We start from the raw sequence: 22,390 nt of genomic DNA, 5'->3' as shown, positions 1-22,390 counted from the left end.
TGAAAAGTATGTATTAGAATTGTGCGGCTTCCGTACTTTCGGCCATAGCTGTAGTAGATGAAATGCCTTGTTGCACTGTGTTTTGTACGTAATCGAAATATTGTGTTCCTACAAAAGATTGGTGTTTTACAGCTGCAAAACCTTCTTCTTGTAACGCAAATTCTTTTTCTTGTAATGCCGAATATCCCGCCATTCCTTTGGCTTTGTATGCACGTGATAACTCGAACATAGAGGTATTCATCGCATGGAAACCTGCTAAAGTGATGAATTGGAATTTGTATCCCATTTCAGCTAAATCTTCGCGAAATGTTTCCATTTGAACTTCTGTTAAATGTTTTGCCCAATTAAATGATGGGGAACAATTATAAGCTAACATCTGATTTGGATATTTTTCTCGAATCGCTTGTGCAAATTCTCTTGCCATTCCAAGATCTGGATTAGATGTTTCCATCCAAATTAAATCAGCATAAGGCGCATAGCTTAAGCCTCGATTAATTCCTTGTTCCAAACCATTTCTCACATTGTAAAAACCTTCAGAAGTTCTACTTCCTTGGATGATAAAAGGTTGATCTCTTTCATCAATATCCGAAGTAATCAAATTCGCAGCTTCTGCATCAGTTCTTGCAACCAATAGAGTAGGAACGCCGCAAACATCTGCTGCTAAACGAGCTGCAACCAATTTGTTAATTGCTTCTTGTGTTGGAACTAAAACTTTTCCTCCAAGATGACCACATTTTTTGGCTGATGACAATTGATCTTCGAAATGAACGCCAGCAGCACCAGCTTCTATCATTTGTTTCATCAATTCATAAGCATTCAAGTTTCCTCCAAATCCAGCTTCTGCATCGGCAACAATTGGTACCATATAATCAATGTTTCCCTGTTCGGTAACAGATTGTATTTCATCGCGACGACGCAACGCATTGTTAATACGTTTTATCACCATTGGAACCGAGTTGGCTGGATACAATGATTGATCTGGGTACATTTCTGCCGAAAGATTTGCATCTGCAGCAACTTGCCATCCCGAAAGATAAATTGCATCCAAACCAGCTTGCACTTCTTGTATGGCTTGATTACCATTCAAAGCGCCTAAACCCGCCATAAATGGCTTCGAATTTAAACCTTCCCAAAGTTTCTTAGCACCTAATCTTGCTAAAGTGTAATCGATGTCCAAAGAACCTCTTAATCGAATAATATCTTCTGCTGAATAAGGACGAACAATGTCTGTCCAGCGTGGATTAGTTTCCCAATCCTGCCGAATCTTTTGAATTCTTTCTTGATTGCTCATAATTGTGTTTTTTGTGTTTTGTTTATGAATGTGTGTTGTGTGTGTATTTCTTTTTGTGTGTGTCTGGTTATAAGGGCTTAATCAATATACTTATAGGCTTCTAATGTTAAAAATTCGGTAAACTTGTGCGATAAAACTAATTCGTCAAAGATTGAAATAGCTTCTTCAAATCTTCCGTTCAAATAGTTTTCCTCACCAACTAATTTTTTTATTTTTTGAACCTCTTCGGCTCTTAATTTTTTGTATTTGTCACTGTTAAATTCGCATCCGTTTTCTAACGTAATCGACTGGCTTAACCATTGCCAAACCTGCGTACGAGAGATTTCTGCTGTTGCTGCGTCTTCCATTAAGTTATATAAAGCTGCGGCTCCTTTTCCAGATAACCAACTTTCGATGTATAAAATTCCGACATTAATATTGTCTCGAATTCCTTGTTCTGTAACTGTTCCTTTTGGCAATTCTAACAAAGCCTCGGCAGTTGTTACAACATCTTCTCGCTTATTGTCAATTTGATTAGCTTGTGGCATATATTCGTCAAAAATATCTTTTGCGACTTTTACCAAAGCAGGATGCGCAACCCACGTTCCATCGTGTCCATTTTTTACTTCGCGAAGTTTATCATTCTTCACTTTTTCAAAGGCAATTTCATTGGCTTTTTCATCATTCTTAATCGGAATTTGAGCAGCCATTCCACCAATTGCATGTATGTTTCGTTTATGACAACGTTGAATAACTGCTTGTGAATATGCAGCCATAAAAGGCGAAGTCATCGTAACTTGTGAACGATCTGGAACAATAAAATTTGGGTGTTTCTTAAATTTTTTGATATAAGAAAATATATAATCCCAACGACCGCAGTTAAGGCCTGCGATGTGGTCTTTTAATTCGTAAATAATTTCATCTAACTGAAAAGAAGCTGTTATAGTTTCGATCAAAACTGTAGCTTTAATCGTAGCTTGCGGAATGTTTAAATAATTTTGCGCAAAAACAAAAACATCGTTCCACCAGCGTGCTTCTAGGTGATGTTCTAATTTAGGAAGGTAGAAATAAGGCCCACTTTGCTTGGAAAGTAACGTGTGTGCATTATGGAAAAAATATAAACCAAAGTCAAATAGTGAGCCTGATATTTCTTGTTTATCTATTATGATATTCTTTTCATTCAAATGTAAACCTCTCGGTCTTACAAGCAAGACAGCAGTTTTTTCGTTTAATTGATACTTTTTTCCATTATTTTCGAATGAAATAGTACCATTTACTGCATCTCTTAAATTTTGTTGTCCTTGAAGATTGTTATCCCACGTTGGAGAATTACTATCTTCAAAATCGGCCATAAATGTTTTAGCGCCAGAATTTAACGCGTTAATTACCATTTTACGGTCAACTGGACCAGTTATTTCAACGCGTCTGTCTTGTAAATCAGCTGGAATAGGAGCTGCTGTCCAATCCCCATTTCTGATTTCTTTTGTTTCTGACAAAAAAGTTGGAAAATTACCCAAATCAAAAAAGATTTGTCTTTCTTGTCGATTCGCCAAAAGTTCTAAACGTCTTTCGTTGAAATTTTTGTGTAAAGCTGTTAAAAAATTAACCGCTTCGGTTGTCAAAACATCTGGATAACTATCCAGCTTATTCTGCGATAATTTTAATTCACTTGTAATAGTATCCATTTTTTGTGTTTTTGTTGTAATTTTGGTTTTGGTTATTCGAGCGGAATTTTACTTCCAGCGAACGTTCGCTAAATTATAAAAATTCGTTTACATTTACCAAATATTTTTGAAAAAATTATGCAAGAAGAATACATTAAATTAATTTTTGGGTTGAAACTAAAACAAGTAAGAACAGCTAAGGATTTGTCATTGTTTAAGTTATCTAAGTTAACTGGACTTTCGAAATCGTATTTGAATGAGATCGAAAAAGGTAAAAAATATCCAAAAACTGATAAAATTGTTGCTCTTGCCGAAGCGTTGGAAATTCCTTACGATGAGATAGTTTCACTAAAATTGGATAAAAATTTAGCACCAGTCGCTGAGATTCTACAATCAAATTTATTGCAAGAAATTCCTTTGGAACTCTTCGGAATTGAAGAAAGAGATTTAATTGAGATCATTTCTAACGCACCAATGAAGGTAAATGCGTTTATTTCTACGTTGATTGAAATAGGTAATAATTACAATCTTACACGCGAAAGTTTTTTCTTGGCTTCGTTGAGGTCTTTTCAGGAAGCAAATGATAATTATTTTCCTGAAATTGAGAAATCGGCAAAGAGTTTTTTACAAGAATATTTGGTTGAATCTGAGGGTTTTGTGAAAAATGAAACGATGGAGGAAATTCTGAAAGAGGAATATAATTATACCATTCTTTATGAAGATTTCACTTCGTTAGGAGGGAAGGATTTAGCGAAATTACGTTCTATTTTTATCAAAGAGAAAAAGCTGTTGTATATCAATATTAATTCTGACAATGATCAAAAACGATTTATTTTAGCGAAAGAATTAGGCTATAATTATCTTGATTTGAAGGAACGTTTGTATACATTTTCTTGGGCAAGTTTTGATAATTTTGATCAATTGTTAAACAATTTTTATGCATCTTATTTTGCTGGAGCTTTGTTGTTACCAGAAGAAAAACTGTTGAAGGATATGCAGAATTTGTTTGCTATAGAGCATCATGATTTGTCTAAATTTCAAGAAATTCTTGGAAAATATACCGAATCACCTGAAACGGTGTATCAACGAATGACAAATTTGTTACCCAAACATTTTAATATTCGTGATTTGTTTTTCTTACGTTTATCGGCAAAAGTCGGTTCAAATTCATATAAATTAACGAAAGAACTTCATCTTAATCAACAACAGTCGCCGCAAGCAAATGAAACGGATGAGCATTATTGTCGTCGTTGGGTTTCGTTAAATGTTCTGCAAGAATTGGAAAAACATCAAGATGATCATCATGAGATTTCTGCACAAATTTCGTTGTATCCGTTCAATAATAATCAAAAATATTATGTAATTTCTTCAGCAACGAAAGATCCATTTAATCCAAATTATTTACGAAGCGTAACGATAGGTGTGTTGTACAAATCAGCTCAACGTAAAGTTAAATTTATGAATGACCCATCAATTCCTGTAAAAGAAGTTGCGGTTACGTGTGAAAATTGTGGTATGAAAGACTGTGCAGAACGTGTTGCTGAACCAATTCGTTTTGAAAAAGATATCCGAAATAAACGATTAAATGTTACGATTAATGATTTTATAAAAGAGCAGAGTAAGTAATATTATCTACCGTAAAATATAAAGGAAAACTTAAATCAAGTTTTCCTTTTTTTATATTTAATCTAAATATTCTAATCTATTTTCAACTAATATTACATGATGTTGAAGCGAAAATGTGTTTCCTCTTTCTATGGTTGTGCAATCAAAATTACGGAATTGTAATTCGTTGAATAATGTTTTGACATAACATCTTCTTGCAGAATTCCAAGAACTGTTTCCTACATTTTGATTAAAGCGTTCGATTAATTCGTTGTCAGTTAATTCACGAAATAATACGACAAATTCATTTTTTAGATTTTCCATTGTTTTAATTTTTTAATGATAAAAACAACAGGATAGAGTGGAGAATAACCTTTTATTTTGGCGTTTGCCCTCATTCTATACCACCGTAGCGCGGTTTTGGCTCGGTTGGTGTTCTGATTTTTCAGAAACTCCTGATGATTGATAGAGTAAATATAGAAATGAATTTTTAAAACAAAAAAAGGAACTCAAAAAAAGTTCCTATTCAATATTTTTATTCGCTTAATTCTAACCAACGAAATTCTTTTTCTTCTAATTCGTCTACAATTTTTTGTAGTTCATCTCCAATAGTTGCGATTTTATCGTACCCTAAATTTGGGTCGGAAAGTAAATTCGTTAATTCTTCTTTTTTGGCTTCAAGAATTGGTAAAGATTTATTAATTTCTTCTAATTCTCGTTGTTCTTTAAACGATAATTTTTTTGGTTTTGTCTCTACATTTTTCTCTTTCGATTCAACTTTTTCCTGAATAACGATTTCTTTTTCAGCTTTTTTATCTTCTGACTCAGGTTTATTTTTATTTTCGATATGATATTCGGTATACGTTCCCATATAACGAGAAACTTTCCCTTCGCCTTCGAAAATCATTAATTCATCAACCACTTTATCCATAAAATATCTATCGTGGGAAACAACTAATAAACAGCCTTGATATTCTTCTAAGAAACTTTCAAGAACCGTCAAAGTTGGTAAATCTAAATCGTTTGTTGGCTCATCGAGAATCAAAAAGTTAGGATTTTTATACAAAATTGCTAATAATTGCAGACGTTTTTTCTCTCCGCCACTCAACTTTGAGATAAAAGTATGTTGTTGTTCTGGCGTAAACAAAAACATTTCTAAGAATTGCTCTGCACGCATTTCTTTTCCATTTGCAAGCGGGAAAAAATCGGCAATATCTTTCACAAACTCAATGACACGTTCATCTTCTTTAAAATCAATTCCATCTTGTTTGAAATGTCCAATATTTAAGGTTTCTCCACGTTCAATTGTTCCAGAATCCATAGTTTCGATTCCTTCTAACATTTTTAGGAAAGTCGTTTTACCAACTCCATTTTTTCCAACTAAACCAATTTTTCCACCACGAGCGAAAATATATGAGAAATCATCTAAAATTTTCTTTTGACCAAATGCTTTCGAAACATGTTCCATTTCGATGATTTTTTGACCCAAACGCGTCATTACCATCTCTAATTTTACTTGTTGATCGACAATTTTATGTTTAGCTACTTTTTCAGTATCATAAAACGCATCAATACGAGATTTAGACTTTGTTGTACGCGCTTGTGGTTGACGACGCATCCACTCAATCTCTTTACGATAAAGGTTTTTCGCTTTGTCAATTGTTGCATTTTGATTTTCGATACGCAATGCTTTGTTCGTAATATAAGTTTCGTAATTTCCCGAATGTACATACAATGTTTTGTCCTCCATTTCGAGAATTTTGGTACAAATTGCATCTAAGAAATAACGATCGTGCGTAACCAAAATCAATGTTTTGTTTTCTTTGTTCAAGAAATATTCAAGCCATTCCACCATTTCTATATCCAGATGGTTGGTAGGCTCATCTAAAATTAAAAGAACATATCCAGTTTCGAAACTTAAATCAATCAAAAACTTCGCTAAAGAAATACGTTTACGCTGACCACCAGAAAGTTTTCCAATTTTTTGATCCAAGAAATCAATCTTCAATTTTGATAAAATTTCTTTGATTGTTGGCTCAACTTTCCATGCATCTAAAACATCCATTTTTCCCATTAAATCAATTAAATCAGGATTTGTTGGGTCATTTTCGATCATGTTTTCATATTGACGAACAACATCTAAAACTTCATTCGAATGATTGAAAATATATTCTTCACTTTTCAAGTTTTCGTCAAAGTCATCACTTTGATCCAACATCAAGATTTTAACACCTTTATTTGGACGAACTTCGCCAGAATCGGCAGTTTCTAATCCAGCTAAAATTTTAAGTAAAGTAGATTTTCCACTTCCATTTTTTGCTACGAATGCGATTTGGTCTCCTTCATTTACATGAAAATTTACATCTTCAAATAAAGTTCTGATTCCGTATGATTTGGTTAGATTTTCAACTGTAAGAAAATTCATGGTTTATTATCTGTTTTGTAAATTAAAAAAAGATGCTAAATCTTTTCTGTTTCGATTTGTTTCATCGATTGTTTAGCTTTTCTTATTTTAACGATTAGAATAGCCAAAGATAAGACAAAGCAAATACTTCCTATTACAATTAGATTATTTAAATGCGGTTGAATTAGGGTAGGATCGCCTTTTTCGATGAAAAGTATTCGGAATATTTTCAAATAATGTGTTAATGGAATGCAATCTGCAATTGCTTGAATCCATTTTGGCATTTGACTTAAAGGCCATGTAAATCCACTTAAAATGAAACTTGGTGTTGCAACAACCATCAAAACTTCGGTTGCTTTTAGTTGGCTTGGAAGGAGAATACTGACTAAAAATCCTAAAAAGCAAACGGCTAAAATAAATGCAAGAGAAGAAGTGAAGAATGGCCAAAACTCGGTTTCTAATTTCATGTCATAAAACATTCCGAACCAATAATACAGCATATATATAAATACTGACATAAATAAATAAGGAAAAGTTTTGACGAATAAAATGGTAAATGGATTGGATGATTTTGAGATTAATTCATTAAATATTCTATTCTCAAATTCTGAAGCAAATGAAAGTGCTAAACCTAATAATAAAACTTGTTGTAATACGGTTAATAAAACACCTGGAAGCATAAAATATAAGTAGTTTCCACTTCTGATATTTTGACGAATCATCGTTGATTTGAATGGTTCGTAGCTTTGTGTTGCAATATATTCTGGAACACCTTGTTTTCGAGCTGTTTCTATTGAAATACCAGCTTTCATTGTTGTTAAAACTGTAGTAATTGCGATTGCCGCTGTATTAGAAGTTAACGTATTTGAAGCATCTACAAAATAAGCGATTTCAGGTAATTTTTTTTGTTGTACATCAGACTGAAAGTTTCGAGGAATAACAACCACAACTTCAGCTCCGATTGCTAAAGCTTTATTCTTAGAATCAAATGTTGAAGGTAAAACTTCAGCAACTTTCACCGATTCATTTTCATCTAACATCTGAATAATTTTCTGACTTGTCATCGTATGATCTTCGTCTACAACAATAATTGGTAAATTGGTTACATTTCCTTTTTTATAAACATTTCCGATCAGAACACCATACATAATAGGTGCTCCCAAGAATAAAATTGGTAAAACAGGATTCTTGAAGAAAAGTTTGAATTCTCGTATAATTAAATGAAAAATCGTTTTCATCAGAATTTATTTAGCGTTAAGATCCAAAATTACATTTGCTTTTGTCAATAGTTGAGCAGCTTGTTTATAGTCAACAGGAACAACTTTCACTTCATATTGCGATTGTTGTTGATCAATATCAGGATAAGCAGTCGAAATATTAGCGTACGAATTAAGTACTTTTATCGAAACAATTTTACCTTTCAAAACCATATTATTTTTATAAGGAACTTTTAAATTGACGATTTGATTTTTTTGCAATTGTCCGATTTTATTCTCAGGAATTGTGAATCTAAAAAATGTAGTTTCTCCCAAAATTCCGTTTGCAATAGAATATCCAGCCAAAGCCAATTCTCCAACTTTTAGATTAATTGTTTCAACCGTCATATCTTGTGGTGCTTTGATGTGTCTTTCCGCTTCTGCAACATCTACTTCTTGCAAAGCTCCCAAAGCACGTTCTTTTTGTCCTAAAGCCATTTGTTGTTGCTCTACACGCGTTCCATTTTCGGCATCAGCTAATTCAGCTTTTGCAGCTAAATATTGGTTTTTAGCGCCTTGATATTTCGCATAAACTTCATCATAACTTTGTTGCGGAACAAGACTATCTCGAAGCATATTTTTTAGTCGATGATTTGATTTTTCAGCATAATCTAATTGTTCCTTCAAACCAGCAACTTTTGCACGCAATTGTTTTAATTGATTATCTGTTGCACCTTTTTTAGCCATTTCGTATTGAGCTTCGGCAGAATTTACAGCGCCTTCTGCTTGACTTTTTTTCGCGTCAACTTCTGGTAATTGTAAGACAAAAAGCGTTTGTCCTTTTTTTACTTCATCGCCTTCGTGAACTAATATTTGATCTATTTTTCCTGGGATTTTTGTTACAACGCTAATTTGATCGCGCTCAATTTTACCTTGAAAAATAGTTTGCTCTTCTTTTTTATTTTCCTTGTCAGATGATTTACAACTTGTAAAAAGTATTAATCCGCTTAAAGCAAAAATATAGGATAATGTATTTTTCATGATTTTAATTTGAGATTTGATTAAATAATTCTCCAGAAGTTTGAAGTAATTCGTAGGTTTTAGAGCGTTGATCCAAGATTTGAGCATAATAACCTAAATTGACTTTGTAATATTCATTTTCGGCAGCCAAACGCTCGGTTACATCTATTAATCCTTCTTGAAATCGTCTTGAAGCGATTTCTAAATTATTTGTTGCAATGGTATTTTGTTGATTATTTACTTTTAATTTTTCAGTAGAAGTTTCGTAATCAATTTTGTTTTTACTTAATAATAAATTCAGTTTTTCTTGGGAATCTTGTAACTTGTTTTCATTTATTAAAATGTCAGTTTTTGCTTGTGCTAATTTATTTTTATGTTGTCCGCCATCCAACAATTCCCATTTTGCGCCAATACCAATCAAAATATTAGGAAACATCGAAAATTGGTTCATTTTCAAATTAACATCACCTAATATATCACCATCTTTTAATTTGAAACGACTTCCCAAAATTGACGTATAATTGGTGTTCACGAATGCAAAAACTTGTGGTAAGTGCGAACCTTTTTCTTTTTGATATAAAAATTCGTAAGCTTTCACAGAGTGTTCAAGTGCTTTCAACTCTTTTTTATTTTCTAAAGTATAGCTTGAAGCAAGAATATCAATAGGTGTAAGTTCGTATTGAATTTGTTGAAGATCTTGTTCAGATAGATGCGTCAACATTTCTAATTTTTTGTATAGCAATTGTCGATTACCGTTCAATTCTACTTGTCGGGCTTCTAACTCTAGAATTGCTAATTTTATTTTTTCCCGATCGTATGGAATAGCTAAACCATTTTGAATTGCTTTCTGCACTTTAAGATGTTCTTTATCCAATCGTTTTGCAGAATTTGAAATTAATTCTTCTACTTTGACCAATAACATCAATTGATCATAAGTTTGTAAAATATCTTTGGTTATAGTTTCTTTTTCGGCTTCTTTCAAATAATCTAAAGCAGTACTTTTTTCCTGAATAGCATTCAACGCATTTGGAATTTGTAATCCCGAAAATATAATTTGAGTGGCGTTAACTCCAACAGTAAATAATCCTGCAGAGGTATTGAATTTTTGATTACCCGAAAACAATTCTGTGGACAAAATATCGATTGATTTGGTTGGAATATCGATAATTCCGTTCGAGTTTAGATAACCACCCAGCGCAATTGCAGATAAACTTGGTTGTTGTTTACCTTTTACTTCGTTATATTGGTAATTGTTTTTCTCGACTTCCAATTGTTTATTTTTTAATTCGTAACTCGACTCAATCGCTTTTTCAACAGGCAATCGAAGTTGCGGATCAATCAATTGTTGTGCAAATCCCGAAATAGAAGTCAATAATGGAATAAAAGATAAATATCGTATAATAGGCATCCTATAATTTTAGCATAAAATTAACAAAAAATATACCATGAATAAAAGTCAATATTAGAATGTCATTAAAAATAAAAATCCTGAAACTTTTTAAGGGTTCAGGACTTCCAAAAGTTGCCAAAAAAATGGCGCATAGTTCAATGTATTTAATATTTATTATCAATAATATCCAACGTTTCGTTTAATGATTCTTTCATCATTTTCTCTAAATAATCCGTCGTACTTTTATTGATTGTTTCGTCTATATACTTTGTTCCACCAATTGTTTCGCTATATTTTAAAGCATTATTTTTAAGGTCTAGAATATTAATGTAGACATATGTTTTGGCGATGTATTTCTGTTTGTTGGCAGGATCATAATCAAGACCCGATTTTACATTAATCAAAACTAAATCATCTTGATTAATCGCTTTTTTTAAATCATTAAATTTAACTTGATTTACATTTTCCTTTGTGATTAATTCATTTGGAACTAAGTTTTTATCAAATTTATCAATCATTTGATAAGTATACTTGTTATCGTTTAATATTTTCTCAGATTTATCACGAATTATTTTTACAATATCAAATTTAGAATTTATTTGTTTAAGCTGATTTTCAATTGATTTTGAATCAATGTTTTGATCTAAATTTTGAGAATTATGATCAAAAAAACCAAGAGAATCTATGTTAATGAGAACACCAACTTTGTTTACAGGAACGTCTAAAGCATTTTCGTAAGTTACCGTATTAAGTGCTAATTCTTTTGGAGCTTCTTTTTTTTGCTCGCAAGATTGGGTAAAAAACAATACCCCAACAATAAAATAAACTAATTTTTTCATACACTATCCTATTACCTCTTTAAAGGTAGTGATTTATAATGTTTTATAATAAAATTATTGCTAATAATTTTCTTCTTCTTCATCGTCAAAAGTTTTGGCAATTTTTTCAATGTTTAAGCTTTTTGCCATTGCATCAAAAATCTCTTTATAAGTACCGTTCATTTTGTACACATCTTCATGAATCCCGTTTTCTACAACTTCGCCTTGTTTCATCACGTACGTATAATCGGCATCGATAATTTGAGAAATACTATGCGAAATAATGATAACTGTTCGATCTTTTTTGATGGCATCCAAACTATTTTTAATCTGTTCCGTGGCAATTGCATCCAAACTTGCAGTAGGTTCGTCCAAGAAAATAATTGGGGGATTTTTTAGAAACATACGTGCTATGGCGATACGTTGCTGTTGACCACCAGATAACAATAAGGCTTTGGATTGATAAGCTTCTGGCAAATCCATAATTTGTTCGTGAATATAAGCACGTTTTGCGGCATCTTCTATTTCTTCGAAAGTTGCGTTTACATTTCCATAACGAATATTTTCTTCAATCGTTCCATTAAAAATGTGATTTTTTTGTAAAACCAATCCAATATTATCGCGTAAAAATTGTGTGTCATATTCTTCTAAATCAATTCCGTCAAGTACAATTTTTCCAGAATCAGGTTGATAAAATTTATCTAACAAATTAATCACTGTACTTTTTCCAGCGCCAGACAAACCAACCAAAGCTGTAATTTTATTGGGTTGAATTGTCATGTTGATATTTTTCAAGGCTTTGTAACCATTTGGATAAGAAAAGTCAACATTTTGGATTTCGAATTTACCTTTCAATTTTGTTGGAATATAATTTCCAGATGATTCTTTTTCGTCATCCGCTTTTAAAATAGAAAAGAAACTTTCGGAATAAATCATGGCATCATTCATTTCATCATAAATACGATGCAGTTGACGGATAGGAGCAGAAACGTTGTTGAACAACAAAATATGAAACATAATTGCGCCAATTGTCATTTGTCCGTCCAGAACCAAATATGAAGTTAAAATGATGATAATCACCACGCCAAATTGCTCGATAAAGGATTTTAAACCATCAAAAAAGAAGCTTGTTTTACGTGTTTGCATTTGATTATTCGTCAATTCTTTTTGCAAAGCAAGTTGTTTTTTACCTTCGATATCTTCTCGGTTAAATGATTTAATTACTGTGATTGAATCAATTATGCTGATAATTCCTTGCGATTTTTGTTCACGATAACCTCTTAGGTTACGTCGCCAACCACTCAGCTTTTTAGCTTGTTGTTGTGTAATAATGAAATAAATTGGAACGATACAAACTCCAACCAATCCAACATAAAAATTAGCATTGAACATCAAAATTAAAGCAACAATTGAGTTCGCAAAAAGAGGTAAAATATCGATAAAAAAGTTTTGAACTAAACGTGTCAAACTTTCAATTCCTCTGTCAATACGAGTTTGAAGCTTTCCTGCTTGATTATCTTGATTTGTATAAAACGCCATTCTGTACGTCAAAATCTTTTCGATAATCGCTTGTGCTAAATCTTGCGAAACAAAAATTCGAAGCTTTTCTCCATAATATTTTTGACCAAATGTGATGAATGCATTTAAGATTTCTTTAGTCATCAAAACAATCGAAATAAACGAAATGATTTTCAGACCTTCTTTTAATCCTTTTCCAGCTTCAACCAAACCATTTATAGAATCTACGGTATATTGTAAAATAAGGGCGTTTACTTGAGAAGTAAAAGATCCAACTAAGGTTAGGAGCAAAGTTGCGACAACCAAAGAACGATAAGGTTTTACAAATGGGCGTAGATTTTTAAACAGTTGGATGATTGTCATTTATTATTCTTTTAACGGTTGTTCTTTCACAAAAACGTGACCAACTTTTGTAAAATCGTAAGCAATCTCGTACAAATACTCTAACAAATCTTCGATCAGTTCAGAATCATTTTGCAAAGCCTCTGTTTCAATTTCCGTATAAACAACAGTTTTTTCTCTAAACTCTATTGTTTTTGGTAAATTTTCTGTTTCATATTCACCGTAAAGCCGAATGTTTTGTAACAATAATTGCAAAATTTTCTTCATCAATCGAATATGTTCTGAAGTTAAAATAACGGAATTGTTTTTCTTTAAAATTTTAACTAAACCAACTGAATATGAGACAAATGATTGATTGAAAATGGTGAATTTATTCAGTACGTTAGCATTTTCTTGTTTTCCTTTTGGTTCAGAAATTACACGTTGAAAAACTGAATTAATATTTGCCATTGCAATAAAAACATCTTTTCTAGCTAATTTATAATCTGTTGTAGAAACTTCGTTGTCGGCTAATTTTTTAAAAACCAAATAAATAAACTCATAATTTGCAATCAATGCTTTTTGAATATATTCGTTCATATTATTTTTTTCCCAAGTTGGTAAAATCAAATAACTCGAAATAAACGCCATAAATCCTCCAACAAGTGTATCAATAAAACGTTCTTGAATAATATACAATGAATCTTTTTGCGAATAAAAACTAAACGAAATAAGAATATACGCGGTTAAGTAAAATGTACCAATTGCATATTTGTGACGAATAAAAGTGTAGGCCATTAACATGAAAATAAGCATTAAAGCAAATCGAATACTATGTTGAGGAATTATCAATAATATTAAAACCCCAACTAATCCACCGCCAATTGTTCCTTTCAAACGCTGAAAGTTTCGTTTTTTTGTTACACTAAAACCAGGTTTTAAAATTACTAAAACTGTCATCAAAATCCAGTAACTATGATAAGTCATCGGAATAATAAATGTGACGCCATAAGCTAATAACATTACAATTGATGCACGAATTGCATGTCTAAAAATTGAAGATTTTAGATTCAGATGATCTTTTAATTTTCGTAAAGAATAATCAACTGTAGGTTCAAAATGTTCGGCATGATCCAGCGGATTTTTCTTTTTTTCTGTGAACGAATCATCATAGAAAAATTTATGGATAAACTCTATTTTATAAACAATTTGCTTTAGATTGATATAAATTTTAGATAAAACGATTGGTTTTTGTCCTTCTGCATATAATTCTTTGATGGCATCATCAATCTTTTTCAACTCAACTTCAAAGTCAAAAGTAGGTTGTTTAGGACGTTTGTTCGAGTTAATATGATAAGCAATCATTTTAAGCTCATGCGCTAATTTATTCATTAAATTATAGATTTTGCGCATTGCTTTTGTATCACCGTAAACTTCTCGAATTTTTACATAATCGTATTGATTTGCTGTTACATTCTCAAATATATCCACCAAATCAGAGAAAATAAACACAATCGAACGCCCAATTGGTGTCTGGTCTTTTACCAATTTTTTGTTCGAAAAAACTAATTCACGAACTAAACTTTGTTTTTCGTTAATTACAACATGTTCATCGATTAATTTTTTGATAATATCATCGTAATTTGAATCTTTATCAAACATAGAAGCCTTGATTCGAATGTATTCAGAAATATGAATCATTGTGTCAGCTAAGTTTTGCTGCGCCATACGATAAGGACGAAAGGTACTAATAGCTAGGCTAAAAATAGTGTACCAAGCTGCTCCAGCAGTCACAAAAAGTGCAATATGAAGAGGACTTAACTCATGTCGTAAATCATTCATATTCATTACCATTGACATCATAATGACCATTCCAAGCGCACTTGTACGTTGTCCCCAAACGGTTAACATGTTAGAAAAGAATACGATAAGTGTTAAACAAATACCTAGAAATATTGGGTAACTGTTAATCGTTTTGGTGAAATACGAAACAAGGAAAATCAAGAGCACGGAAAGCCACATCAGGTTTCGGCGTTCTTTAAATGGACCAGGTGTATCCGTCATGTGTGCTAAAACTGCACCAAGACTTATCGTTACACCGGCATATAAATCGCCAAACAAGCTGGCTACGATAGGCGGAATGATAATCGCTAAGGAAGTTTTTAAGCCATCTGAAAGCGCTTCTCCGTAGATAAAGTTTTCAATTTTATTGATGATTTTCAAGTGTAATTTTTTAAGGTTGAAAATTGTTGTATAAAATTAACACAACTTTTTTCGAAACCCAACTAAACTCGTGAAGTTTTTAGAATATGAAACCCATCAATGCTTTGAGTAAAAATTAAAGTTGTTGTACCGCCATCAATAATTTTGAATTTTTTCTTGATAACGTCTATTGGCTGATTGTAATTTTTGACTAATAAATTCGCTTTTGTTTTTAGAATTTCTTTTTTTTGATTTTTAATTTCTTCTTCAATCAAGTAAATTTTTCCAGGAAAATTCTCTAAAAGTTCATTCGAAGTATACAAATGAGTATTCTGATGAAGTTTATGAAGATTGAATTTTTCGCTCAATAATTTGAAAGCACCAGTTTTTAGAATCGCAACATTTGGTTCGTAAATATAACGTTGAATTCCTCCAAAACTTGCATTCGCACTATATTCTTCTTCAAAATGAAAAGAAAATTCGGATTGATTATTTTCTAAATTAACAGCTTTTATCAAAGGGTTTTTTGTTGAAGAATTTTTATCTAAAATGATTAGAAAATCTTTCACTTCATTTTTTAATGCAACAATGTGTATTTCAAAAATTGAATCAATTTGTTGTAGGGTAGAAGTGATGTCTAATAAAGGCGAAAGCTTGATGATAATTTTCTCTGTTTTTTCGGAAAAAGTTGGAATCCATTCTAAAATATTTGGCTCTAAATCTTCCAAAATAAATTTTCTTCCGCTCGAATTTCTTCTTGCTGGATCGAGATAAATAACATCAAATTTTAATGTAGGATTTTCTTCAAAAAAAGACTGAAAAGTTCCTGTATAGGTTTCTAAATTTGGCGCTAAAATTTTAGCATTATGTTGTACAATCTCACTCAATTCAGGATTTTGTTCGATGTGATATACTTTGTCAAAATTCTTTGCAAAAGCCATGGTATCAATTCCAAAACCTGCGGTTAAATCAATCAAATTTTTTCCTTTAACTAAAGTTGATTTATAATTTGCTGTGGCTTCTGAACTTGCTTGTTCCAAATTAATTGAAGGCGGAAAATAAATATTTTCTGTCGAATAAAGTGTTGGAAATTTATGTTTTGAAACTTGAATTCCTTTCAATTGTTGTGCAATTTCAGCAGAAGAAATTTCTTCAAACAACGATTTTTTCAAACCTATAGATTTGATGTCTTCATGTTCGATTATTTTCAGATAATCTTGAAATTCTTTTGTTAAAATAGTTGGATTCAAAATGTTATTTTTTGACGTAAAATATTATTTTATTAAACACAAAACTTCAGTATCCATCACAGCTACTGAAGTTTCGATTATATTATTAAGTTCTTTTAATGAAATTGGCATCCAATTCATGTAAAAACTATTTTTTTTCCTCTTTTTCTGCCAAACGAGTTGGAACAATCGGAACAAAAAGTGCTTGTTTTACCACTTTTTCTTTTGGCGATTTCTCAATCACATCTGCAGGGTTTCTAAATTTGTTTACACCAATTAATTTAATGGTTTGCTCATCGAAATCTTTTTGCTCTTTTTTCGCGCTTGTGTAAATAAAATCTTGAATAGTTTCATTTTGTAAAGCATTTACAAAACCTCCTACATTTTGTATTGTTTTAAACAATTCTAACGCATTTTCAGCCATTTGATTTGTCAAACTTTCAATGTAGAAAGAACCAGCAGCAGGATCAGTAAATTGATTCAAATAAGATTCTTTTTGTAACAATAATTGTTGTTTTGCGGCTAATTCTAATCCAAAATCAGACTCTTTATTAACTTCATCATATGATCCAACAAAAATAGCGTCACTTGATCCGAAGATAGCCGAAGAAGCTTCTATTGTAGAGCGAATAACGTTGTTGTAAATATCTAATTTAGATTTATTGCGATCGGATGTTGAAGTGAAAATAAATGCTTCACTTTCTTTATTATATTGCTCCAAAATCATTTTCCATAAAAAGCGAAATGCTCTTAATTTCGCAACTTCGAAGAAATAATTACTTCCAACAGCGAATTTAAAATAGATTTTGTCCGCAATATCAGCTCCAAAATTTTCTAAATATTCTACAGCATGCGCAAGTGTTATCGCGATTTGTTGAACATGATTTGCACCAGCATTTTGATAAACATCTCCTTGAATTGAAATTACTTTTTCGAAATTTTTCAATGCCAAAGCTTCTTTCACCAATTCTTTTGATGCTTTTTCTGAATCATTTTGCCAAAGTCCATTCTGTGCCAAATATCCATACATATCTAAATCTAAATATTTCAGATTTGGAAGATTTTCAAGCGATTTTAAATCAGAAGTTCCATTATATTTAATAAATAAATCTAGATAATTAGGAAGTTCTAACGATGAATCAATTTGATTTTGATTAATCAAATATCCATACAAAAAGCTGTAATCTTGGTTTTTATTTCCAGTATATTTCGAAATAATTTTCCAATCTTTTGAGGATTTTGGTAATGGTTGTACAGCCGAATAATCGACATCATCCTTTGTATATAATGGTTTTACATTTATTTGATCGTTCGTTCCCCAAACCAAAGTTTCATTATATTCTAAACCTTTTAGCTCGACTTGAACTTTATTTTTCCATTCTTTTTCAGAAATAGAATCAAAATTTTCAAATAACTTACTCATTTTCTTTATTTTGCGGCTTCGTAACTTTTTCTTGCTGAATGATAAAAATATCTTCATCATCTTTTTTCAAGAAATGCTTTTCTCTTGCAATCCTTTCAATTTCAGCAGGATTACTATTTAGTTGATTTAATTTTTCAGACTCAGTATCCAAGTGTTCTTGGTAATATTGTTGATCAACTTCTAATAATTTGATTTGTTTATCCAACTCGCGATGTACGAAAAAAGAATTTTGGTCGAAAAAAATCATCCAAACAGCAAACGCAACCGTTAGAACAAAGTAACGATTCCAAACAAATTTGAATACACGTGTATCCTTAATTTTTCTTTTCGGTACTTCTGGTGTAAGTTCTTTGTCAAAGATTTCTTCCGATTTTTCTTTCATTATACAGTAGTTTTCGAGTTGAGTTTTTCTTTAATTACAGTTGATAAAACTTTGATTGCGACAGAATTTTTCTTTTTCATATTCGGAATAATAATGTCTGCATAGTTTTTAGATGGTTCTATAAATTGCTGATGCATAGGTTTTAACGTTTTTTGATAACGTGTTAAAACTTCGTCTAAATCGCGCCCACGTTCTTGTATATCACGGCGTACGCGACGAATTAAACGTTCGTCAGAATCTGCATGAACAAAGATTTTTACATCAAATAAATCGCGTAAATCTGGGTCAGTCAATACCAAAATTCCTTCTACAATAATAACCGATTGTGGATGTGTTAAAATCGTTTCTTCCTTGCGACTATGCGTAATAAACGAATAGACAGGTTGTTCTATTGATACGCCATTTTTCAATAAAGCGACATGTTCTTTTAGTAATTCGAAATCAATTGATCTTGGGTGATCAAAATTGATCTTAGAACGTTCATCAAAAGATAATTCAGGATGATCTTTATAATAATTATCTTGAGAAATAACGATAACGCTTTCCGCGTTAAGATCTCTTAAAATATTATTTACAACAGTTGTTTTTCCCGAACCTGTTCCTCCTGCAATTCCTATTACTAGCATTTTTGTTTTATTATTTTTTTTAATTTCGTTTGATGTTTCCATTGCAAGAGTTCTCGTAAAATTTCCTTAAAGATAAAATTTTCCTATCAGAAATTAAAATAAAAAGAAATCGATTCTTGCAAAATTTTAAATGTTGTCGTGAAGAAGTTTTGGTTGATTGATTTTGAGAAAAGAAATAATTATCGATGCATTTAAAAAATGATTGATTTATTATTCGATTATTTAGATGTAACTCAAACATTTAGGTTTATTTATACAAAAAAAGTACTTTGCAGTACTTGGTTTCTCTTAATCGGATGCAAAGGAAAGAAAAAAATATAAAAACTTTATCTTTTTTATCATTATATTTATAAGATCAGAACTATTATAAAATACTAAACTATGAACGATTTAATCTCAATGTCTACTATTTTTTCGTTATTTCTCGGAATAGGATTAGCCGCCGCTGCTGGTTTTCGGATTTTTCTTCCCTTATTTATATTGAGTTTAGCTGTCAAATTTGCAGGAAGTTTTATTAATCTCGACGAAAATTGGATGTGGGTTGGGAGTACACCAGCTCTTATAACACTTGGTGTAGCGATGTTAGTGGAAATTGGAGCTTATTATATTCCAATTATTGATAATTTGTTGGATACGATTGCGGTTCCCTTAGCTGGAATTGCAGGAACAATAGCGGTTGGAATTACGATGCCAGAAATGAACGAAGTTGCAACTTGGGCTTTGGCGATTATAGCAGGAGGAGGAACTGCGGCTGCGATTAGCGGTACAACTGCTGCTGCAAGAGCTGTTTCGACCACCACAACTGCGGGAGCTGGAAATTTTTTGGTTAATACAGGTGAAACGTTTAGTTCTATTGTATTAAGTATTACGGCAATTGTATTGGCTCCTTTGGCGTTTATTTTTGTACTGATTATTTTATATGTGTGTTATAGAGCATATAAAAGTGTTAGAAAAAAAGGTGATCAGTTATTGGCGGAAGAATTGTGAAAGAGTGAAGAATTGAATATATAAAAGAGCTAAATTATTAGCTCTTTTTTTTTGTTATATATTAGTATTTCAAGTTTTTCTTTTTAAGTAAATATTAATTCAAAAATATTTAGAATAAGATTAACTAGAAGTTAAGTTTATAAAATAGAAAAAGTCTTGTAATTTTTTTACAAGACTTTTTGAAATATAAATTATTCCTTCTCTTTCACTATTGGTCTTATTAGACCTTCTTGCGCAACGCTACAAATTAGTTCACCAGAACGATTGAATAAATTTCCTCGTGTAAAACCTCTTGTATCATTTGCACTTGGAGATTCAACATTAACTAATATCCAATCATGCAAATTTGGTTCTCGGTGAAACCAAATTGAATGATCTAAGCTGGCCATTTGTGTGTTTCCAAAGTGAGCTTTAGAAGCATGAGGTTTTATTGCTGTTGATAATAAATTGTAATCAGAGCTATACGCAATTAATTGCTGAATAATTGGTAAAGGTAAATCCTCTGGAACATCATTAAAAGTTAACCAAACATTACTAAAATTAGGATAATCTTTTTTCTCAAAAGGATTCACAAATTCAACAGGTTTAAAATCTAACGGACGCTCTGCTAAGACAAATCGCATAATTGATTTTGGTAAAACTGAACCAAATTGTTCTGCTACATCATTCCAGCTCATTAATTCTTCAGGAGGCGTTACAACAGGCATTTTTTCTTGATGCTCGTAACCTTCTTGCTTCAACTGAAAGGAACAAGCCATTACAAAAATAGGCACACTGTCTTGCTTTGCTGTGACAACACGTGTACTAAAACTTCCTCCATCACGAAGATTTGCTACTTCAAAATAGATAGGTTTTTCTAAATGTCCAGGTAAAATAAAGTAGGAGTGAAGGGAATGGCAAAAACGATCTGAAGGAACAGTTTGATACGCAGCATGCAAAGCTTGGCTTACAACTTGTCCTCCAAAAACATTTGGACTTCCCATAAAAGAACTTTTCCCTTCGAATAAATTTTCTTCTAATTTTTTGAGAGAAATTAATTCGATGAGTTCTTGAGTAGTTTTCATTATTAAATTTAAAATTTCAAATTATTTAATTTCTGCACATTTTGTTCTAATGCACATTTATATTCATTTTTCATTCGATAGACTAATTCTTCGGTTGAAATAATATCATGAATTCCAGAAACTCCGTGTCCAGCAGACCAAATGTCTTTCCATGCTTTATGTCCATCTCCTCCAATTAATTTCGAAAAATCTTCTTCTTTCTTTTCGTCTAAATCAATTCCAGAATGTATAATACTTGGTTTCAAGAAATTTGCATTTACACCAGAAATTCCATCTGTATAAATCACATCTTCGAAAGTAGAATCGACTAACATTGTTTTATAATCTTGATTCGCAGAGGCTTCTTTTGTCGCGATAAAACGAGTTCCGATGTATGCAAAATCAGCACCCATATTTTCAGCTGCTAAGATATCGTTTCCGTTGTTCATCGCACCTGCTAAAATTAAACAACCATCGTAAAAAGTGCGAATATCATCAATCAAAGCAAAAGGATTAGCCGTACCAGCATGTCCACCAGCACCAGAAGCTACAGCAATAATTCCATCTACACCAGCTTCAGCAGCTTTTTCCGCATGACGTTTTTTGATCACATCATGAAAAACCAAACCTCCATAACTATGAACTGCATCTACAACTTGTTTTACAGCACCAAGCGACGTAATAATAAGCGGTACTCTATATTTTGCACATAAAGCTAAATCACCTTCGAGACGAGGGTTTGTTTTGTTAACGATTAAATTCACTCCAAATGGAGCTGCTTTTTTACCTGTTTCATCTTCAAATTGTTTTAATTGAGAAGTGATATCAATTAACATTTGTTCGAAATCTTCGGCTGTTCTTCCATTCAAAGAAGGGAAAGTTCCACATACACCATTTTTACATGCTTCTACAACTAATTCAGTTCGAGAAACAAGAAACATAGGTGAAGTGATTAAAGGTAAATCTAAACTATTTTTAAATTCTTGTAGGGTCATACTAAAATTTTTTTGATGTGGTATAGGATGCAATATAGTTATAAATTGAGTTATGATTTTCAGAAAAGATTAATTTATTTGCATAAAAAAATCCTGAAATGTTTAATATTTTCAGGATTTTTTATTTGATCAAGACACTGTACCAAAATCTGTGTAAGTATAGAATTCTGCTTGGGTTAAAATCGAGCAGAATTTTTTTATAAATTTAATATTTACATGTTTATGGAAACAAAAGACCTATTTCCGGATGATTTTTTCAAACAGTTTAATACTGGCGATGAACTCCAGAACTTTCTC

18 protein-coding genes and 1 riboswitch are annotated in these 22,390 nt (G+C 31.7%); of the genes, 2 read left to right on the top strand and 16 right to left on the bottom strand.

The window, feature by feature from the left end; genetic code table 11:
• Positions 1-13 precede the first annotated feature (13 nt).
• Entirely contained in the window at positions 14-1,291 is a 1,278-nt protein-coding gene (aceA, locus tag B4J88_RS07370) for an isocitrate lyase (protein ID WP_349679326.1), read from the bottom strand.
• A gap of 77 nt (positions 1,292-1,368) precedes the next feature.
• Positions 1,369-2,955 carry a malate synthase A gene (aceB, locus tag B4J88_RS07365; RefSeq protein WP_291067076.1) on the bottom strand — a complete coding sequence of 529 codons (1,587 nt, stop codon included), beginning with the start codon at positions 2,953-2,955 and terminating at the stop codon, positions 1,369-1,371.
• Between the two features lie 117 nt (positions 2,956-3,072).
• Between aceB and B4J88_RS07360 the strand changes: the two genes are divergently transcribed.
• The gene (locus B4J88_RS07360; RefSeq protein WP_291067074.1) at positions 3,073-4,560 is read left to right on the top strand and encodes a helix-turn-helix domain-containing protein; all 1,488 of its coding nucleotides are present in this window, start codon (positions 3,073-3,075) and stop codon (positions 4,558-4,560) included.
• Between the two features lie 57 nt (positions 4,561-4,617).
• Here the strand turns inward: B4J88_RS07360 and B4J88_RS07355 are convergent, their stop codons facing one another.
• From B4J88_RS07355 to udk, 12 genes are all read right to left on the bottom strand, one after another.
• Positions 4,618-4,863, bottom strand: coding sequence for a hypothetical protein (locus B4J88_RS07355; protein WP_291067072.1), 246 nt, complete (start codon positions 4,861-4,863; stop codon positions 4,618-4,620).
• Positions 4,864-4,906: 43 nt separating this feature from the next.
• Positions 4,907-5,006, bottom strand: a riboswitch (SAM-I-IV-variant riboswitch).
• A gap of 68 nt (positions 5,007-5,074) precedes the next feature.
• A complete protein-coding gene (locus tag B4J88_RS07350; RefSeq protein WP_291067070.1) occupies positions 5,075-6,964 on the bottom strand; it encodes an ABC-F family ATP-binding cassette domain-containing protein in 1,890 nt (629 codons plus the stop codon).
• A gap of 35 nt (positions 6,965-6,999) precedes the next feature.
• Complete coding sequence (locus tag B4J88_RS07345) at positions 7,000-8,181, bottom strand: ABC transporter permease (protein ID WP_291051974.1); 1,182 nt, start codon at positions 8,179-8,181, stop codon at positions 7,000-7,002.
• Positions 8,182-8,187: 6 nt separating this feature from the next.
• Complete coding sequence (locus tag B4J88_RS07340) at positions 8,188-9,180, bottom strand: HlyD family secretion protein (RefSeq protein ID WP_291067068.1); 993 nt, start codon at positions 9,178-9,180, stop codon at positions 8,188-8,190.
• A gap of 4 nt (positions 9,181-9,184) precedes the next feature.
• Positions 9,185-10,567: a TolC family protein gene (locus B4J88_RS07335; RefSeq protein WP_291067066.1), complete on the bottom strand. Its 1,383-nt coding sequence runs from the start codon at positions 10,565-10,567 to the stop codon at positions 9,185-9,187.
• Between the two features lie 146 nt (positions 10,568-10,713).
• Entirely contained in the window at positions 10,714-11,388 is a 675-nt protein-coding gene (locus B4J88_RS07330) for a hypothetical protein (RefSeq protein ID WP_125349240.1), read from the bottom strand.
• Positions 11,389-11,448: 60 nt separating this feature from the next.
• Positions 11,449-13,248: an ABC transporter ATP-binding protein gene (locus B4J88_RS07325; protein ID WP_291049541.1), complete on the bottom strand. Its 1,800-nt coding sequence runs from the start codon at positions 13,246-13,248 to the stop codon at positions 11,449-11,451.
• Between the two features lie 3 nt (positions 13,249-13,251).
• Positions 13,252-15,429 (bottom strand): FUSC family membrane protein, encoded by a 2,178-nt coding sequence (locus tag B4J88_RS07320; protein ID WP_219034473.1) that lies wholly within the window; start codon positions 15,427-15,429, stop codon positions 13,252-13,254.
• A gap of 62 nt (positions 15,430-15,491) precedes the next feature.
• Entirely contained in the window at positions 15,492-16,658 is a 1,167-nt protein-coding gene (locus B4J88_RS07315; protein WP_115001137.1) for a THUMP-like domain-containing protein, read from the bottom strand.
• 127 nt (positions 16,659-16,785) lie between these two features.
• Complete coding sequence (locus B4J88_RS07310; protein ID WP_291067063.1) at positions 16,786-18,060, bottom strand: methylmalonyl-CoA mutase family protein; 1,275 nt, start codon at positions 18,058-18,060, stop codon at positions 16,786-16,788.
• The gene (locus B4J88_RS07305) at positions 18,053-18,442 is read right to left on the bottom strand and encodes an FtsB family cell division protein (RefSeq protein ID WP_221855581.1); all 390 of its coding nucleotides are present in this window, start codon (positions 18,440-18,442) and stop codon (positions 18,053-18,055) included. Before B4J88_RS07305 ends, B4J88_RS07310 begins: the two co-directional genes overlap by 8 nt.
• A complete protein-coding gene (udk, locus tag B4J88_RS07300) occupies positions 18,442-19,110 on the bottom strand; it encodes a uridine kinase (RefSeq protein WP_260392473.1) in 669 nt (222 codons plus the stop codon). Before udk ends, B4J88_RS07305 begins: the two co-directional genes overlap by 1 nt.
• Before the next feature lie 339 nt (positions 19,111-19,449).
• Here udk and B4J88_RS07295 point away from each other — a divergent pair, with 339 nt between their 5' ends.
• Positions 19,450-20,055 carry a DUF4126 domain-containing protein gene (locus B4J88_RS07295; RefSeq protein WP_221855583.1) on the top strand — a complete coding sequence of 202 codons (606 nt, stop codon included), beginning with the start codon at positions 19,450-19,452 and terminating at the stop codon, positions 20,053-20,055.
• A 191-nt stretch (positions 20,056-20,246) separates the two neighbouring features.
• On the opposite strand, the gene B4J88_RS07290 is transcribed toward B4J88_RS07295, so the two are convergent.
• Entirely contained in the window at positions 20,247-21,119 is an 873-nt protein-coding gene (locus B4J88_RS07290; RefSeq protein WP_286496182.1) for an acyl-CoA thioesterase, read from the bottom strand.
• A gap of 8 nt (positions 21,120-21,127) precedes the next feature.
• Complete coding sequence (locus tag B4J88_RS07285; RefSeq protein ID WP_280049291.1) at positions 21,128-22,093, bottom strand: NAD(P)H-dependent flavin oxidoreductase; 966 nt, start codon at positions 22,091-22,093, stop codon at positions 21,128-21,130.
• Positions 22,094-22,390 lie beyond the last annotated feature (297 nt).

Origin of the sequence: Empedobacter sp. UBA5036 (genome assembly GCF_002415215.1) — a bacterium.
GTDB classification, from domain to species: domain Bacteria; phylum Bacteroidota; class Bacteroidia; order Flavobacteriales; family Weeksellaceae; genus Empedobacter; species Empedobacter falsenii_B.
The sequence above is the reverse complement of the archived record's forward strand: the minus strand, read 5'-3'. Positions and strand labels throughout refer to the sequence as shown.

Coding starts and splice junctions, on each gene's coding strand:
- aceA (WP_349679326.1), bottom strand. CDS start 1,291: ATGAGCAATCAAGAAAGAATTCAAAAGATTCGGCAGGATTGGGAAACT.
- aceB (WP_291067076.1), bottom strand. CDS start 2,955: ATGGATACTATTACAAGTGAATTAAAATTATCGCAGAATAAGCTGGAT.
- B4J88_RS07360 (WP_291067074.1), top strand. CDS start 3,073: ATGCAAGAAGAATACATTAAATTAATTTTTGGGTTGAAACTAAAACAA.
- B4J88_RS07355 (WP_291067072.1), bottom strand. CDS start 4,863: ATGGAAAATCTAAAAAATGAATTTGTCGTATTATTTCGTGAATTAACT.
- B4J88_RS07350 (WP_291067070.1), bottom strand. CDS start 6,964: ATGAATTTTCTTACAGTTGAAAATCTAACCAAATCATACGGAATCAGA.
- B4J88_RS07345 (WP_291051974.1), bottom strand. CDS start 8,181: ATGAAAACGATTTTTCATTTAATTATACGAGAATTCAAACTTTTCTTC.
- B4J88_RS07340 (WP_291067068.1), bottom strand. CDS start 9,180: ATGAAAAATACATTATCCTATATTTTTGCTTTAAGCGGATTAATACTT.
- B4J88_RS07335 (WP_291067066.1), bottom strand. CDS start 10,567: ATGCCTATTATACGATATTTATCTTTTATTCCATTATTGACTTCTATT.
- B4J88_RS07330 (WP_125349240.1), bottom strand. CDS start 11,388: ATGAAAAAATTAGTTTATTTTATTGTTGGGGTATTGTTTTTTACCCAA.
- B4J88_RS07325 (WP_291049541.1), bottom strand. CDS start 13,248: ATGACAATCATCCAACTGTTTAAAAATCTACGCCCATTTGTAAAACCT.
- B4J88_RS07310 (WP_291067063.1), bottom strand. CDS start 18,060: ATGAGTAAGTTATTTGAAAATTTTGATTCTATTTCTGAAAAAGAATGG.
- B4J88_RS07305 (WP_221855581.1), bottom strand. CDS start 18,442: ATGAAAGAAAAATCGGAAGAAATCTTTGACAAAGAACTTACACCAGAA.
- udk (WP_260392473.1), bottom strand. CDS start 19,110: ATGGAAACATCAAACGAAATTAAAAAAAATAATAAAACAAAAATGCTA.
- B4J88_RS07295 (WP_221855583.1), top strand. CDS start 19,450: ATGAACGATTTAATCTCAATGTCTACTATTTTTTCGTTATTTCTCGGA.
- B4J88_RS07290 (WP_286496182.1), bottom strand. CDS start 21,119: ATGAAAACTACTCAAGAACTCATCGAATTAATTTCTCTCAAAAAATTA.
- B4J88_RS07285 (WP_280049291.1), bottom strand. CDS start 22,093: ATGACCCTACAAGAATTTAAAAATAGTTTAGATTTACCTTTAATCACT.